This is a genomic window from Sutcliffiella horikoshii (assembly GCF_019931755.1).
In the GTDB taxonomy this organism is placed as follows: Bacteria; Bacillota; Bacilli; order Bacillales; family Bacillaceae_I; genus Sutcliffiella_A; species Sutcliffiella_A horikoshii_E.
Genome location: NZ_CP082918.1, coordinates 1,692,912 through 1,707,089 on the forward strand (window position 1 = coordinate 1,692,912; position 14,178 = coordinate 1,707,089).

Consider the following 14,178-nt stretch of genomic DNA (forward strand, 5'->3'; position numbering starts at 1 on the left):
CGTCATAAATTGCGCTGTATCATGATATAATCGTTCCAAACAAGACAAAGGGGAGAACGAGATGGATCCACTTGATATTATGACAAATATCGAAAAGGTCACCCCTTATTATCAAGCAATTTTCAGTGCCGATGCCCAAGAAATAATTGGGTATGAAGTGCTTGGAAGATTTGAGATGGAGAACGGTGATGTGAAAAGTTTAGGGGCATTTTTTCGCGACAATTCAGTGCCTGGGGAATACCAGCTCGAAGTGGATAAAGTTATCATAAATAAAGCTTTAACCTATTATACCGAGCAAGATTGCACGTTAAAGTTATTTTTTAATCAAAATGCAGAACTTCTTTTGGAGGATCAGGGTGAATCCTTGCTTGAACTCCTTTTGACATATGTTCCAAAAGGGTTAAAGCTTGAGAATATTGTAATTGAAGTAGATGAACGTTCTTCTAAGGAAGGGGAAGAATTTCTTCAGCATCTTTTCAATTACTATAGGACTTACGGTATCCAACTTTCTGTAGCAAACATCGGGGATGACGGTGCAAATATGGATCGAATTGGACGCTTGAACCCTAACATACTAAAGGTTAACTTAGAAATCCTGCGTCAATCATATGAAGTTGCAGCTCATCAAGATATCTTGCATTCATTGTCCATCCTATCTAGAAAAATAGGAGCTGCGTTGATGTATGAGAATATGGAAGCATCGTTTCAATTACAGTATGCTTGGAGAAATGGTGGAAGGTACTATCAGGGTTACTATTTGCATAAACCTGGACCGTTCTTTATTGACATTAACCATGCAAAGGAAGTTCTTGTAGAAAAGTTCCAGCAGTTTATTCGATATGAAAAAAGGAAATTACATGCCATACACCAATTTACCGGAATGCTTCAAACTAGACTTCAGCCACTTATTTTGAAAGGGCATAACCTAGAAGAATATGATGAATGGTTGCAATCTATCGCAGACGAACTTACAAACATTAGCTTTCGTATGTATGTTTGTGATGAAAATGGATTCCAACTCTCCTCCAATCTCTTGAAAGATAATGGAAAGTGGAAAGCAAACAGGACTTATAAAGGGAAAAACTGGAGTTGGAGACCTTATTTTCTTGAACATGTCATGAAAATGAGCATGGAGAAAAAAGGAATATTATCGGACTTGTACAGTGATATTGAGTCAGGTGAAAGTGTTCGCACCTATTCTTGTCTTATTACACAAAATCGGTTCCTCTATGTGGATATTTCTTATGAGTATTTATATGAAAACCAGGATCTTTTATAAGCAATGAATAGAATTTATCCGTTTGTTTACCTTAAGAGTATAGTATGCTCGGTGAGGTGATTGAAATGGGATCTTTTGATTTTATTCTGGCAATTCTAGCATTAATTATTGTTGCTGGTGCGATGGTCTATACGTATAAAATTGGACGTCAAGCAGATACACAGGCAACAACCCAAGATTCTTCCATTAGTGAAAAAGTTCAAGATCATCATGTGCTTAGGAATCCGGTTTTTTTGGCCTATTTAGTAGCAGCTGTATTAATATTGATGTATATCGTCTATGCTGCTTTACGTACTAACTGAGTATAATAAAGTAAGCCCCTTGCAGAAATTGTAAGGGGTTTTTGTGTTTGGAGTTGAGTCAGAAGGGTAGTGGTAAAGAGAGTGAATAATTTGTCAGTTTTCAACGTAATTTTACGAACGGTTTCGAACCCTTGTCCGCTCTGTTCTTGATACAATTAGAACACATCATCTGAGGAGGAGAATGGATTGCTTAAAAATATGTCAGGAATTATTGCCATTATAACCATTATATTTTTCGGATCAAGTTATGCCAGTGCTGAACAATCCCCTGGAGACCAAGAAGTATATTCCTTTTTGAAAGATGCGTTTCAATCACAGCTTTCCCTGGGAGAAAAACATCATTCGTTAGAGGAAATTGATCAGATATTAGATCCGTATTTTACAAAAGAGTATCAACAATCTTTCCAGAAAGAACATCTATTTAAAGAAGAAGCAGGCTATATAACCTACGGAACCGACTTTCCCGCATATTACATTCCATTCTTTAGCTATGATGAAGAAACGAAAGTGGTGAAAGGCAAAGATGGTGAGATAATTGTTTATGAATTCTTCGCTTCCGATGAGGATATGCCTAGTCTTTATGATGACCACTATGAGTATGTAAAGCTACAAGAAACATCCACAGGCTGGATCGTGAAAGACTATGGGTTTGAATATGAAATGCCTGATTTTGTGAAAAGCAATGAAAATGAACGAGAAGTCTCTATAGTCAACACATTCTCCAAGACAGATGTTAGTTTAAATAGAATTTATCCATTTGGAATGTTTGCATATCCCTTTTTTCATTCCTTACCAGTAACAATCCCGATGATGGCTTCTCATTTACTTCAAGATTTTAATCAGAAGAGCTTTCTTGTGACAAGATAATACCACTAAAAAAAGAGCGTGAAAGAGGTGCTCTTTTTTTTAGTGGGAATTAATAAAATGCTTTCTTCTACCATCCTATTAGTGGTATGATGTATTCTCTTGCGAAATTAGAACAATTACTTATTCCTCTATGCCTAATAAATTTTGCAGTTTTGACAGGTCAAATCCTTTTACAACCTGCTCATCGACTGTTACAGTAGGAGTGGAATAAGACTGTAATTCATGTACTAAATAATCTCTAGCTTCTAGGTTCTCAGAGATGTCAATCACCTTATAGGAGATATTATGGTGTGTTAAGAATTGTTTTACCACCTGACACGGGGGACAATCAGGTTGAGTATAGACGGTTATATTCATGAATACAGCTCCTCGTAAGAAAAAATTCACAACTTCGCATGTTTTATTCGTCATTTTAGACTACAATAAAAGGGAAGTTATGTTCGAACACTATTATAAATTTGTATTCCTAACTTTTATTTTACCGGATATTGAAAGGTTTTGTACAAAAAAACGAATGGCCTTACAAAACAAGGTGAATGATATAGGTAGGAAGGAATAGAAGGAGAGTTGTTACATGTCACTATTAGTAGGGATTGTAAAAAGATTGAATGATTTAAAGGAAACATCAGAAGCAGGAAATGAACCGGCACAGCGCTTTTTTGAAGTAAATGGAGAAAAAGTGTGCAGCGTGAAATTCTTCGACAAGACCAATACATATGAATTGGAAGTATTTCTAAAAGGGGAAAACCCTAAAACATATCAATTTGACAATATTGATATGATTGCCATTGAAATATTCGACCTGATCCACTAAGAATTCCAGGGAAACCCGGTATTTCAAAATGGAGGGAAGTTACATGGGTAAAAACATTGATGATTATATAGATAGAGGGCTAAAAGGAACACCGGAAACAAAGCCTAGTGAGAGAAGAGAATATCTTTCACAGCTTCGTGAGCGAATTATTCTTGCGTTGACAAACGGCCAAGTGATCCAGCAAAAACCTTATAAGCCCATTGCAGAGTTAATGAAAAGATACCCTTCTTCCAAGCTGTATCTTGATGGGGATTTGGATTATATGCATCTTTCCAAATATATTCGTATTGCTAATGAAAACAATATCCCCTTTACCATTGTCGACGATAAAGCGTCCTCTACCAATATTGGGCTAGTCCTTTCTAGTCCTACAGCAATTGATAAAGAAGATATCTTTGTTACAAAGGAAGAGTTTCAACGACATTTATAGTAGGAGTGGTTTACATGATGCCAACGGTTCACTGTCCAAAGTGCAATCGCGAAGAAGAAATGGATAAAGTACTTACTGCCCATTCAAATCAAAATGTCATGTATCGATGCCCACATTGTGCGTATTCGAAGTCACAAATCCAAACGAGTAAAGGTTAACCAGGCTGGGTCTCCGCAGCCTGGTTTTTTTATGTCTTTAAAAGGATAAGAAAGTATACCATTGATTTCCGTTCCAGGCGCTTCGCTTGCCTGCGGGCGGTCCGTGAGCCTCCTCACTCCGTTGCGGGGTCTCAACTGTCCCTTCCTCCCGCGGGCGTCTGCGCGCCTTCCACTCCAATCAACAAGGTTAATCCATTCACCGTAAGTTTAGAAAGCAGTCTAATCTAAATAACGTAAAAGCTTAACCTTTTGCTCATGTAATTCCTAGCTGTGGAATGGAGCAAATGGCGAAGACTCCTGCGGGGGAGTAGCGGCAATGTTGAGACCCCGCAGCGAATGCGAGGAGGCTCAAGGTCGCCCCGCGGAAAGCGCAGCCATTTGCGGAAAGGAACAGCGGATTAATCAATCACCTAATGAATGATTTTAGATTAAAAAGGACCTGAAAAATCATTGGAAGTTACGTATAAATTTTTGATTATCGCGACAATAATGTAGATATATTTGTCATCCAAACAGCTTGAACGAAGAAAACACTACTTTTTTGGGAGAAAGGAACATATAAGTATAAGGGAAAGTACGGAAAAGGAAGTGGATAAATGGATAACCCCAGCAAGTTTATTAATATTACCCACGGCTACCTTACTTTTGAACAAGCTTATGAAAAGCTCCTTTTGTTTATCCAAAAAGACGTGAGGGCCCCATACTTACTATCTATCGGTACAGATTCACATGTACATCAACAGGAAACCAAATTCATGACTGCAGTGCATCTGCATCGTGTTGGTAAGGGTGCTTGGGGTTGTGTAAGGCCATACATCGTAAATAGAGCCATTAGAAGCCTACATGAAAAAATTTCGCTTGAGACTGCTTTAAGTCAAGAAATCGCGATGTTATTTACAATGGAAAAATTGGAAAAGATACAAGATCTATTACTGCCGCATTTGGAGCATGGTGCGGATTTCCATTTTGAAATTCATCTCGATATTGGGCAAAAAGGTGCTACAAAAGATTTCATACAGGAAATGACAGGTCGGATTACGGCCATGGGCTTGGATGCCAAGATAAAGCCGGATGCATATACAGCCTTTTGTTATGCAAACCGCTATACAAAGTAAAACCAATCATGTAAAGGAGTGAAAATGGTGCAATGGTGACTTTAACTCAAGAGGAAAAGGATCTGCTGGTAACCTTATTGATATCAACTGACGTGGCCAAAGAATTGGTAATCAGTGAAATAAATGATATAGAGGTAGGGGAAAAGGAACTTGAGACTAGAACCTATCAAAAACTGATTGAATTGTATGATAAAATCTCTTAGCGGGATATCTTCCTGTAGCTGCCTTATGAAGGGCAGTTTTTTTGTTGTTTAGTTTTCGGTAATCAGAGGAAGATCTTCATCGCTGTTATGAGGATCTTAGTGGGGAGGAATAAGGTAGAGAGAAGTCTTCATCGCTGTTATGAGGACCTCAGTGGGTAAAATTTAGGTAGAGAGAAGTCTTCATCGCTGTTATGAGGACCTCAGTGGGTTAAATTTAGGTAGAGAGAAGTCTTCATAACCGTTATGAAGACCTTAGTGGGGAGAAAATAGGTAGAGAGAAGTCTTCATAACCGTTATGAGGACCTTAGCGGGTAGAAATCAGGTAGAGAGAGGTCTTCATCGCTGTGTCTCGTCCAATATGCAACGCGAACCCCAAAAACTATCTATACTTGTATATGCCTAAATTAGCAGTGTCGAAGAAAGGCGAATATTTTCTATCGGTTAAAATTCGAGTCCAAGTCATATTTGTGCTACAATGATATTGGTCAATTACACAAAGCGGCATATAGTATTAGAGAGTAAATAAAGAGAGGAAGAACATTTATGATCAGCCTCCAAAGTAGTAAAGTATTAGGAGCAACCATTAAAGATTTAATTATTCCAGCCGAACGGGTGGCACATGTACAAGTAAAGAATAATTTGGAACACGCCTTACTGGTTCTTACTAAAACAGGATATACAGCTGTTCCTGTTCTAGATCCTAAATATAGGTTACATGGTCTTGTCAGCACTACCCACATTATGGATTCTATACTTGGATTAGAGCGAATTGAATTTGATAAACTTGAGCATATGATTGTCGAAGATGTGATGAATAAAGAACTTCCTTGTTTAAATGTAACAGCTACAGTGGAAAAGGGATTGGAACTTTTAGTAGACCATCCTTTTGTCTGTGTTCAAGATGAAAACGATGTATTTGAAGGTATACTGACCCGTCGTACAATCTTAGATAGATTGAATACACATTTTCAAACGAATGAAACGAAAAAAGACCCGGAAGCATAGGGTCTTTTTTTGTTACAGGAGTTTTTTTGTCTTCGAACGAAGAGAACGATGCCAAAGTAGCTCGATAAAATAGAGTTTTGTCATCGAACGAGGAGAACGATGCCAAAGTAGCTCGATAAAATAGAGTTTTGTCATCGAACGAGGAGAACGATGCCAAAGTAGCTCAATAAAATCGAGTTTTGTCATCAAACGAGGAGAACGATGCCAAAGTAGCTCAATAAAATAGAGTTTTGTCATCGAACGAGGAGAACGATGCCAAAGTAGCTCAATAAAAAGTTGAAGGTTGCATTAATTCCGTTAAAAGGTACAATTTACATAGAGTCACGAAATATAAGCAAGCACACCAAGAATTTTTACAGTTAAACAATAGAGAGAGAAGGGAAAGATATGGGAACTGCTACGCTCGAGAGGCAAGAAGTGAAACAAGCCTCACAAAACAAAACGAAGAAGCCATTGGTGTTAGCTGCAATCATGCTTGCAATGTTCATGGCGGCTATAGAAGCGACGATTGTATCCACAGCCATGCCGGCGATTGCTGCAGATCTTGGGGGATTCTCTTTATACAGTTGGGTATTTTCTTCCTATTTATTGATGAATGCTGTGACGGTTTTGATATATGGCAAACTGTCGGACCTGTTTGGTAGAAAACCTATCCTTACATTTGGAATCATTGTCTTTTTAATTGGATCTTTATTATGCGGAATGGCTACTTCCATTGAAATGTTAATCGTGTTTCGATTTATTCAAGGTTTCGGTGCAGGAGCTGTTATGCCGATTGCCTCCACTATAGTGGGAGATATGTACACAAAAGAGGAACGTGCAAAAATACAAGGGTATTTATCGAGTGTATGGGGAATTTCTGCAATCTTGGGACCTGCTATAGGCGGATTGCTTGTTCAGTATGTAAGCTGGAGATTTGTATTCTGGGTAAATATCCCTTTAGGCATATTAGCCATTATCGGTCTGTATCTCTTTCTGCATGAGGGAGTGGAAAAGAAGAAACACTCCATCGACTATGCAGGAGCAGGCTTGTTATTTGTATCTGTAAGTTCATTCATGCTTGTCATGGTGGAAGGCGGTGTAAGGTGGGAGTGGATTTCAGCTCCTGTATTTAACCTTATTGCCTTAGCCGTTATAACTTTTATATTCTTTATTCTGCAAGAAAAGAGAGCGAAAGATCCGATGATGCCGTTTGATATTTGGCAGGAACGGTCTATCCTAATTGCCAATACCACATCATTGACAACGGGTGTCATGTTAATAGGTATTTCTAGTTTCTTACCGGCATTTGTACAAGGTGTCATGGAGAGGCCTCCCATTGTTGCGGGTTTCACCTTGACTACCATGTCCATTGGGTGGCCGATCGCTGCAATGATAGCAGGAAGGCTTTTGTTAAAAATAGGTTTCAGGACGACTTCCATTATTGGGGGAGTTGCACTGATACTTGGAAGCATCATTTTCATGACGTTAAGCCCTGATGATGGTCCAGTCTGGGCAGCATTTGGCTCGTTCATGATTGGAGTCGGAATGGGTTTTTCAACAACTGCCTTCATCGTCTCTATACAAAGTACCGTTCCTTGGCAAAAACGAGGAGTCGCAACAGCATCCAATATGTTTATGCGAACACTGGGAAGCACCATTGGAGCAGCACTGTTAGGTGGAATTTTGAACTCGAGAATCCAGGAGCATTTGCGGGAAAATGGTGCTTTAGATCAATTTTCTTTAGATTCAACGACGCTCCTTCTTAATGAGGAGCAGCGCAATCAACTTTCAGAATCCATGAGGGTATTGCTTCAGGATGGATTAACATCCGCACTTCAGACAGTTTACCTAGTAGTTGCAGGATTTGCGGTCATCAGCTTTTTATTAATTTTGCTCTTGCCTAAGAAAAATGAAGAAAGCGGCAACTCTTAAGGATAATAACTTAAGAGTTGCCGTTTTTTCTTTTATTACAGAATAATTTTTATAGACAAATAGACTATGAGAAAAATAGAAAATGCACTAAGTATCTTCTGCCAAGGAAGAATAGCCAGCCTGTTAGCCAGTTTAATTGCAGTTTGAGCACCTACAAAAGAGCCTAACCCCAAGGCCACTCCGACCCTCCAATCGAAATACCCCATGGAGAAGTAAACCCAAAATGAGACCGTGCAGCTTGCAAAAGTTTGGAGCCTTGTGAGTCCAATGCTGGTAAGAAAAGAATGTCCAGCATTTAAAAAGGAATGCATAAGCAGAGTGGCTTGCCCCGGACCGAATAAACCATCAAAGGCGCCAATACCTATATAAGTTGGATAAAAAAGCGGGGTAGGAGTTCCTGTTTTTTCTGTTTTTCTTAAATTCGATTTTACGATATTTAGAATGGTGGCAATGATCAACAACACCAAAGCAACTTTCAGCAAAACTTCCTCTGTAAGAAAGGAGGCCAGCAATGCACCACTGATGCCTCCAATGATAGTAAAAGGCACAATGGATAAACCAAGCTTCAATTGAACTTGTTGCTTTTTCCATATCGTGTAAAAGCTAGTAAATGAACTAAAAGAATTTGAAAACTTGTTTGCGGCAATCGCGGTGTGAATAGGTACTCCCAAAAGTAGCATAGAAGGCAAATTAATAAGGCCGCCGCCTCCTCCAAGGGTACCCACGAATGTTGCGATAAAACCAATCAATGTAAGGTAGTAGTATGGTGTTTCCATTGATGTCGCCTTCTTTCAACATTACTTTATGTTGCTACTTCATTGTATGCTTTTAAAAGTCATAATGAAATGACATTAAAATTAAGATATACTATAAGAAAAACTTATATTGAGGGTAGTTTATGAACACATCAGAATTTCAAATTTTATCGGTATTGGCAAAAGAAAAAAATATGAGAAAAGCATCTGAACGCTTATTTGTTTCCCAACCTGCTTTATCACAAAGACTGCAATCCATTGAAAAAAATTGGAATACGAAAATATTTATCAGAACGCAAAAAGGATTACTAATTACACCAGCTGGAGAAAAAATTGTGGAATTTGCCGAAGAGGTACTGACAAAAGAAGCGAAGGTAAGAGAAGATATTACTTCTTTGGATAAAGAAATTTACGGGACCCTGAAAATTGCAGTGGCCACCATCATAGGGCAATATTGGCTGCCTAAAGTATTGAAGAGATTTATTCAAAAATATCCAAATGCGAAAGTCTCTCTCGTTACAGGTTGGAGTAGTGATATTGTCAAAAGTTTATATGAAGATGAAGTTCACCTGGGGATTATCCGCGGAAATCCTGAATGGAAAGGGGTAAAGAAACATCTGCTCAGAGATAAACTTTACCTCGTAGATACGGAAATAAAAGAGCTTTCTGAACTTGAACTTACAGAGCGCCCGTTTATCCAATTCAAGAGTGATTCGACCTATTATCAAGAAATCCAAGTATGGTGGCATAAGAAATTTCAGGCACCTCCAAAGCGCACAATTGTAGTAGATCAAATTGAGACATGCAAACAGATGGCGTTGAATGGAATCGGCTATGCAATCTTGCCGTCCATTACCTTGCAGGATGATTATGATAACATCAAAAAAATTCCGCTTGAAGAAGATGAAGTGTCCAACTTGCACAGGGATACTTGGTTAATAGGATATGAGTCTTCCTTCAATCTAAAACAAGTAGAGGCATTTCTAGAAGTACTAGAAGAATATCATCATGGAGGAATTTAATAAAACGATTGAGATAATATTGGATTATCTTTATAAGAAATAGTAATATAAAACTTTGAGATACTAGACTGAACTTTAAGGTGGAACGAATTTATATGGAATGGAAAAATATTTTTCGCGGCATGTTGATGGGTATCAGTGATGTGATACCTGGTGTAAGTGGAGGAACGATTGCATTTATCCTAGGGATTTACGACCGCCTTATCGAGGCGATAAGCGGGATTTTCAGCAGAGATTGGTTAAAACATCTAAAGTTCCTAATTCCTTTAGGTATTGGTATTGTAGGTGCATTGTTAATTTTCAGTCATCTACTCGATTACTTGTTACATACCTATCCACAACCGACCATGTTCTTGTTTTTAGGATTAATTATTGGAGTTTTACCTTTACTAGCTAAAGAATCTAATATGTTACAGACATTTAAAGCACAACATTATTTTGCACTTTTACTCTCCCTCGTTTTGGTAGGATCTATGGCATTTTTGCAGGAATCCACAAGACCGGTTATCGAAACGTTAACTGTTGGATCTGCAATCAGTCTATTTTTTGCCGGCTGGATTGCCAGTATGACGATGCTTTTACCTGGTATCAGCGGGTCGATGGTATTATTGATTCTTGGTTTCTACACCACAGCGATCGCGGCACTGAAAGATATCAATATCCCTATCATTCTTACTATCGGTGCGGGAGTTGCTGTTGGATTTATCATTTCAAGTAAACTGATTAAATATGTTCTAGAGCATTTTCCAAAAATAACTTTTGCAGCTATCATTGGACTTGTGATGGGTTCGACGCTAATCGTTTTCCCAGGCTTCTCCCAAAGCATGCTTGCAAATGTAATTAGCATCATTACCTTCATCATTGGGTTGATAGTGGTTCAATTTATCGCACGCACAAACGAAAAAATGGTTGCCAAAAGAGAGACGGAATAAGTCTCTCTTTCTTTTTGCGAAAAATTGTATAATTTTTTTACTTGTCACACTTTTCGTTGTTTGATAGAGTAAAGGGATAAAGACTTATTGTTTTAGGAGGAACTACATAATGAAAATGATGGATGCAAACGAGATTATTTCTTTTATTCAAAACAGTACTAAATCTACACCTGTAAAGGTTTATGTGAAAGGTGACGTTGAAGGGATCAACTTTGGTGCTTCTTCAAAAACTTTCTTAAATGGCAATAGCGGAGTTGTATTCGGCGAGTGGGCTGAAATCGAAGTGGCTCTTAAAGAGAATGAAGCGAAAATTGAAGACTATGTGGTGGAGAACGACCGTCGCAACTCTGCCATTCCTCTTCTTGATATGAAGGGTGTAAAAGCTCGTATTGAGCCAGGCGCAATTATCCGTGACCAAGTGGAAATCGGAGACAATGCTGTCATCATGATGGGTGCTTCCATCAATATCGGATCCGTAGTTGGAGAAGGTACGATGATTGATATGAATGTGGTACTTGGTGGACGCGCTACTGTCGGGAAAAACTGTCACATCGGTGCGGGTACAGTTCTTGCTGGTGTAATCGAGCCACCTTCCGCTAAGCCTGTTGTCATCGAAGACGATGTAGTAATTGGCGCTAATGCAGTAGTATTAGAAGGCGTAACCGTTGGAAAAGGTGCAGTTGTAGCTGCTGGAGCCATCGTTATTGATGATGTGGCACCATACACGGTGGTTGCTGGAACGCCTGCAAGAAAAATTAAAGACATTGATGAAAAAACGAAGTCCAAAACGGAAATTAAACAAGAACTTCGTCAGTTATAATAAAGAAGAAAAGAAAAAGGCGTGGGTGCTTAACTCCACGTCTTTTTCTTAGAAAGAGAGGAATTGTCGTGTCAAATCTAATCAATCCCTTTATACAGATAAGAAGAGACCTACATCAAATTCCGGAAAAGGGATTTCAAGAAACAAAAACACAAGGATATTTGCTGAGTTATATTCAGAACCTTCCTCAGGATCATATAGAAATTAAAACATGGGAAACTGGGATTTTTGTAAAAGTCCAGGGGACCAATCCCACTAAAACGATTGGTTACAGAGCAGACATTGATGGCTTGCCAATCCAAGAGGAAACGGGTTTACCTTTCCCTTCTTTACATGAAGGAATGATGCATGCATGCGGTCATGATATGCATATGAGTATCGCTCTCGGGATCCTTACGCACTTTTCTCAATATCCTGCAACAGATAACATACTATTCATGTTTCAACCAGCTGAAGAGGGTCCAGGTGGTGCATTGCCAATGATTCAATCTGATATTTTTAAAGCCTGGAAACCGGATATGATCGTGGCTCTCCACATCGCTCCTGAATATCCAGTCGGTACGATTGCTACCAAGCAGGGACTTCTATTTGCAAATACATCAGAACTCTTTATCGACTTAAAAGGCAGGGGCGGGCATGCTGCATATCCCCACCAAACAAATGATATGGTGGTTGCCGCGTGTTCACTCGTAACCCAATTGCAGACAGTCATCGCCCGGAATGTAGATCCACTGGACAGTGCTGTTATTACAGTTGGAAAAATAACAGGAGGAACCGTTCAAAACATCATTGCGGAGCGCGCCAGATTAGAAGGAACTATCCGTACGCTTTCAGTTGAAAGTATGAAAAAGGTCAAAGAACGCATTGAAGCGCTTGTCCATGGTGTGGAAGTCGGGTATAACTGCCAAACAACCATTGATTACGGCAGTATGTATCATCAGGTGGATAATGATCCGGCACTTACCGAAGAGTTCATGCAATATGTATCGGAGAACACCAATGTTCGTGTAGTGGAATGTAAAGAGGCAATGACAGGTGAAGATTATGGATACATGATTGAGAACATCCCAGGGTTTATGTTCTGGCTTGGCGCAGAATCCCCATATGGACTGCATCATTCAAAATTGAATCCGAACGAAGATGCTATCGGTGTGGCTATCAGTATCATCATTTCTTACTTCAATTTTAAAGCCAACTGACATATTTATTTTCCTCCCTTGTATAATTTGGCGCTTAGAAGCCAAATTAACAAAGAGGAGGTGGATTACATATGCCAAAAATCGGTGTAGAACAATCCTTAACAGATGTTCAACAAGCGTTGCAACAAAAAGGTTACGATGTTGTTCAATTAACGAATGAAAACGACGCAAAGGGCTGTGACTGCTGCGTTGTGACGGGAATCGACAATAATGTAATGGGTATCTCCAATAGTGTCACTGCTGGTTCTGTAATTGAAGCTAGCGGAATGACAGCTGATCAGATTTGCCAACAGGTGGAAAGCAGAATCAACCATTAAAAAAAGAGCCGAGATGGCTCTTTTTTTGATGGAGAAACTGTTGATTTCCTTTAAGTAGTTTAATCCTTTTTCTCAATATACACTTGATGAGGAAACGGGATTTCAATGCCATTTGCATCAAGTGCTTCTTTAAGGGTTTTTCGTAACTTACGCTCTACCGCCCACTGTTGCATGTTCTCCGTTTTCGCGATGATTCGAATGACCACATCAGAAGCGCCAAGACCTTGAACACCTACTACATTTGGACCTTCAATAATTGTTTCGTCTTCTGCTGCAACCTGTTCACAGACGTGCTGCATCACTTCGATTGCTTGGTCGATATTATCATCATAGGAGATGCCGATATCAACCAATGCTCTCATGTTGCCTCTTGAGTGGTTGGTCAGATTGGAAATTTCGCGGTTTGGCACATAATGCAAGGAACCATCGAAATCCCTGATTTTAGTTGTGCGGAGCCCAACTTCTTCTACAATTCCTGAAAAACCGGCAGTTGTCACATAATCATCTACATCGACTTGTTTTTCTAATAGAAGAAAGAAGCCAGTAACAACATCGCTGACAATTCCCTGGGCACCGAATCCAATGGCAAGACCTACAACCCCTGCACCTGCTAGAATAGCAGTTGTTTCAACGGCAAATACATTTTCAAGTACCATAATGACAAGGAAAAAGATTAAAGCATATGTAAAAATATTAACAGTCAGCTTCTCCAATGTTTTTGCCCTGCCAGGCGAAATCCCCTGTTTTTGAGTCGCTCTAGCAAATGCACGCGTAATAATTTTGGTTCCAATGGATTTTACAATCGCATAAACGATGAGGATCACAATAAGCTTCAGAAAAAGAATACCTAATGCTGTTAATATTGCATAGAAATCAATATCTGATAAGTCAAATACCATTTAAATATTACTCCCTTCCAATTAAATTATGTGTGCTCTAATAAGGCATTATAAAGGATTCGTTTACGAAAACCAAATGATTTAAGGAAAACGGATGATTAAGCTTATTATTTTGTTCTCCAAGGAAAGAATGGTAGTATTAGAAGT

The 14,178-nt window shown here is 39.0% G+C and carries 18 protein-coding genes; 15 read left to right on the plus strand and 3 right to left on the minus strand.

Annotated elements, in window-relative coordinates:
- Positions 1-61: 61 nt before the first annotated feature.
- From K7887_RS08620 to K7887_RS08630, 3 genes are all read left to right on the plus strand, one after another.
- Positions 62-1,279 (plus strand): EAL domain-containing protein, encoded by a 1,218-nt coding sequence (locus K7887_RS08620; RefSeq protein WP_223493169.1) that lies wholly within the window; start codon positions 62-64, stop codon positions 1,277-1,279.
- A 44-nt stretch (positions 1,280-1,323) separates the two neighbouring features.
- Positions 1,324-1,581 (plus strand): hypothetical protein, encoded by a 258-nt coding sequence (locus K7887_RS08625; protein ID WP_223493170.1) that lies wholly within the window; start codon positions 1,324-1,326, stop codon positions 1,579-1,581.
- Positions 1,582-1,767: 186 nt separating this feature from the next.
- The gene (locus K7887_RS08630; protein ID WP_223493171.1) at positions 1,768-2,448 is read left to right on the plus strand and encodes a DUF3993 domain-containing protein; all 681 of its coding nucleotides are present in this window, start codon (positions 1,768-1,770) and stop codon (positions 2,446-2,448) included.
- A gap of 120 nt (positions 2,449-2,568) precedes the next feature.
- Here K7887_RS08630 and K7887_RS08635 read toward each other — a convergent pair whose 3' ends face one another.
- Entirely contained in the window at positions 2,569-2,805 is a 237-nt protein-coding gene (locus K7887_RS08635) for a glutaredoxin domain-containing protein (protein ID WP_010192709.1), read from the minus strand.
- A gap of 217 nt (positions 2,806-3,022) precedes the next feature.
- Here K7887_RS08635 and K7887_RS08640 point away from each other — a divergent pair, with 217 nt between their 5' ends.
- The 7 genes from K7887_RS08640 to K7887_RS08670 all read left to right on the plus strand — a co-directional run bounded on the left by K7887_RS08640 (position 3,023) and on the right by K7887_RS08670 (position 8,087).
- Positions 3,023-3,262, plus strand: coding sequence for a YkuJ family protein (locus tag K7887_RS08640; RefSeq protein ID WP_010192712.1), 240 nt, complete (start codon positions 3,023-3,025; stop codon positions 3,260-3,262).
- Positions 3,263-3,305: 43 nt separating this feature from the next.
- Complete coding sequence (locus K7887_RS08645) at positions 3,306-3,692, plus strand: YueI family protein (protein ID WP_223493172.1); 387 nt, start codon at positions 3,306-3,308, stop codon at positions 3,690-3,692.
- Positions 3,693-3,706: 14 nt separating this feature from the next.
- On the plus strand, positions 3,707-3,850 hold the full coding sequence (locus K7887_RS08650; RefSeq protein ID WP_168864073.1) for a hypothetical protein: 144 nt from the start codon (positions 3,707-3,709) through the stop codon (positions 3,848-3,850).
- Positions 3,851-4,446: 596 nt separating this feature from the next.
- Positions 4,447-4,965, plus strand: coding sequence for a ribonuclease H-like YkuK family protein (locus tag K7887_RS08655; protein WP_223493173.1), 519 nt, complete (start codon positions 4,447-4,449; stop codon positions 4,963-4,965).
- A 32-nt stretch (positions 4,966-4,997) separates the two neighbouring features.
- Positions 4,998-5,168, plus strand: coding sequence for an antirepressor AbbA (gene abbA / locus K7887_RS08660; RefSeq protein ID WP_010192724.1), 171 nt, complete (start codon positions 4,998-5,000; stop codon positions 5,166-5,168).
- Between the two features lie 543 nt (positions 5,169-5,711).
- Positions 5,712-6,173, plus strand: coding sequence for a cyclic-di-AMP-binding protein CbpB (cbpB, locus tag K7887_RS08665; RefSeq protein WP_223493174.1), 462 nt, complete (start codon positions 5,712-5,714; stop codon positions 6,171-6,173).
- Positions 6,174-6,560: 387 nt separating this feature from the next.
- Complete coding sequence (locus tag K7887_RS08670; RefSeq protein ID WP_223493175.1) at positions 6,561-8,087, plus strand: MDR family MFS transporter; 1,527 nt, start codon at positions 6,561-6,563, stop codon at positions 8,085-8,087.
- Positions 8,088-8,122: 35 nt separating this feature from the next.
- Here K7887_RS08670 and K7887_RS08675 read toward each other — a convergent pair whose 3' ends face one another.
- Complete coding sequence (locus K7887_RS08675) at positions 8,123-8,863, minus strand: sulfite exporter TauE/SafE family protein (protein WP_223493176.1); 741 nt, start codon at positions 8,861-8,863, stop codon at positions 8,123-8,125.
- Positions 8,864-8,985: 122 nt separating this feature from the next.
- Between K7887_RS08675 and K7887_RS08680 the strand changes: the two genes are divergently transcribed.
- The 5 genes from K7887_RS08680 to K7887_RS08700 all read left to right on the plus strand — a co-directional run bounded on the left by K7887_RS08680 (position 8,986) and on the right by K7887_RS08700 (position 13,132).
- Positions 8,986-9,864 (plus strand): transcriptional regulator CcpC, encoded by an 879-nt coding sequence (locus K7887_RS08680; RefSeq protein ID WP_223493178.1) that lies wholly within the window; start codon positions 8,986-8,988, stop codon positions 9,862-9,864.
- A 95-nt stretch (positions 9,865-9,959) separates the two neighbouring features.
- Complete coding sequence (locus K7887_RS08685) at positions 9,960-10,796, plus strand: DUF368 domain-containing protein (RefSeq protein WP_223493179.1); 837 nt, start codon at positions 9,960-9,962, stop codon at positions 10,794-10,796.
- 109 nt (positions 10,797-10,905) lie between these two features.
- On the plus strand, positions 10,906-11,616 hold the full coding sequence (gene dapD / locus K7887_RS08690) for a 2,3,4,5-tetrahydropyridine-2,6-dicarboxylate N-acetyltransferase (protein WP_223493180.1): 711 nt from the start codon (positions 10,906-10,908) through the stop codon (positions 11,614-11,616).
- Between the two features lie 68 nt (positions 11,617-11,684).
- Positions 11,685-12,815 (plus strand): N-acetyldiaminopimelate deacetylase, encoded by a 1,131-nt coding sequence (locus K7887_RS08695; RefSeq protein ID WP_223493181.1) that lies wholly within the window; start codon positions 11,685-11,687, stop codon positions 12,813-12,815.
- Between the two features lie 71 nt (positions 12,816-12,886).
- The gene (locus tag K7887_RS08700) at positions 12,887-13,132 is read left to right on the plus strand and encodes a YkuS family protein (protein WP_010192741.1); all 246 of its coding nucleotides are present in this window, start codon (positions 12,887-12,889) and stop codon (positions 13,130-13,132) included.
- Between the two features lie 59 nt (positions 13,133-13,191).
- On the opposite strand, the gene K7887_RS08705 is transcribed toward K7887_RS08700, so the two are convergent.
- Positions 13,192-14,031, minus strand: coding sequence for a mechanosensitive ion channel family protein (locus K7887_RS08705; protein WP_223493182.1), 840 nt, complete (start codon positions 14,029-14,031; stop codon positions 13,192-13,194).
- Positions 14,032-14,178: the final 147 nt, after the last annotated feature.